Here is a 1,289-nt window from a genome sequence, read left to right as displayed (position 1 = left end):
ACGACCGGTTCGGCGACCCTCGGCGCCAACAAGGCTCTCCTGGAGACCCAGGAATCCTTCATCGGCGTCCTGTCGGACTCGCTGACGGCCGGTGTGAGCGCCTTCGTCGATGCGGACATGAACGAAGCTTCGACCCGCCTGCAGGCTCTGCAGACGCAGCAGCAGCTCGGTGTGCAGGCGCTCTCCATCGCAAATCAGAATTCTCAGATGATTCTGAAGTTGTTCCAGTAAACTCGGATTGACGTCTTTGGAGCCTCGGTTTACAAAGACTGAGGCTCCTTTCTAGTTTTTGACTAGAGGTAGTAAAGCATCGTGGTGGTCTTCTCTTGAAGGCAGGGCATGAGGCCTCACCGCTTTCCCGGTTTAAGCCCGGATGTCATGAACAGCGAAATCGAATTTCATTCGGCGCGTCACTGCAATTTCGCTGGGCCGGTTAAATTCCGGCATTCCTCCGAAAATTGTTCATGTCTTAAGGAAGAACATCATGGCTTCGATTAACACTAACCTCTCGGCGATGACTGCTCTGCAGTCGCTGAAGACGACTCAGAACTCTCTGAGCAAGACGCAGGGTCAGATCTCGACCGGTCTGCGCGTCGGTGAGGCGTCTCACAACGCATCGTACTGGTCCATCGCGACCCAGATGAAGTCCGACAACGGCGCTCTCGGCGCCGTGAAGGATTCCATCAGCCAGTCCAAGGCGATGATCGACACGTTCTCGTCGGCGCTGGATAAGACCCTCGTTTATCTGAACAAGATGAAGGAAGGCCTCGTTGCGGCGAGCCAGCCAGGTGCTGACCTTGCTGCGATCCAGACCGAGATCGATACCAACCTCGAAGGTCTGAAGAGCGCCGGCTCGTCTGCAACGTTCAATGGCCAGAACTGGCTGATGGGCGTTGGTTCGGCGACGGACGTGAAGGTTGTCACGTCTTATGACGGCAATGCTCAGAAAGTCGGACAGCTTACCATCGATACCACGAAGACGGTTCTTTTCGCGGCTGCTGACGGTACGGGCGCTGGCCTTCTGAGCGGTGTGATGACGATGACCGGCGCTGCCGGTGCCATCAACCAGGGCGCTGACGCTGCCGCTAACGCTGCTCGCGTTGCTGCTGCCCTGACGGCGGTTGATGACGCGATCAATAGCGTCACGACCGGTTCGGCGACCCTCGGCGCCAACAAGGCTCTCCTGGAGACCCAGGAATCCTTCATCGGCGTCCTGTCGGACTCGCTGACGGCCGGTGTGAGCGCCTTCGTCGATGCGGACATGAACGAAGCTTCGACCCGCCTGCAGG

The 1,289-nt window shown here is 58.0% G+C and carries 2 protein-coding genes; both read left to right on the top strand.

Annotation, left to right across the window (positions count from 1 at the left end; translation table 11 throughout):
- Positions 1-231 (top strand): flagellin (locus AB4Y97_RS20955; protein ID WP_441999206.1); only part of this gene is annotated, 231 nt, incomplete at its 5' end.
- 253 nt (positions 232-484) lie between these two features.
- Positions 485-1,289: flagellin N-terminal helical domain-containing protein (locus tag AB4Y97_RS20950; RefSeq protein ID WP_442000967.1), on the top strand; the 805-nt coding region annotated here is incomplete at its 3' end.

The organism is Microvirga sp. 2TAF3 (genome assembly GCF_052114965.1).
Classification (GTDB): Bacteria; Pseudomonadota; Alphaproteobacteria; order Rhizobiales; family Beijerinckiaceae; genus Microvirga.
This window is presented reverse-complemented; position numbering and strand designations above follow the sequence as displayed.